Source organism: Adlercreutzia equolifaciens, assembly GCF_029076695.1.
Lineage (GTDB): Bacteria > Actinomycetota > Coriobacteriia > Coriobacteriales > Eggerthellaceae > Adlercreutzia > Adlercreutzia equolifaciens_A.
Genome location: NZ_JARFIK010000668.1, coordinates 1 through 286, shown reverse-complemented (window position 1 = coordinate 286; position 286 = coordinate 1). Strand labels below are relative to the sequence as shown.

Here is a 286-nt window from a genome sequence, read left to right as displayed (position 1 = left end):
CGCGTCTTGGGGCGGCAGCCGTTGTGCGGGATGGGAGTGCAGTCCTGGATGCTGGCCACTTCGAGGCCGGCAGCCTGACCACGGGTTTCTGGCCCGACGTGCAGGCCCTGCGCGCGTTGCGGGAAGGGGAGGAGCGCTTCCTGCCCACCTTCGATGAGGCCCAACGGTCACGCCGCATCGACGGATGGCACGAGGCCGTCGCCCGCGTGCGCAGTTAGTGCATCTTGGAGAAACCTCGCCCACGGGGCCGCGCGCTGCGCCTACAATGGGCGAGACGAAAACTTCG

1 pseudogene is annotated in these 286 nt (G+C 68.5%); it reads left to right on the top strand.

The features are described from left to right. A pseudogene (locus tag PZH32_RS14365) lies at positions 1-218 on the top strand (hypothetical protein); the annotation flags it as partial. Between the last annotated feature and the right edge of the window lie 68 nt (positions 219-286).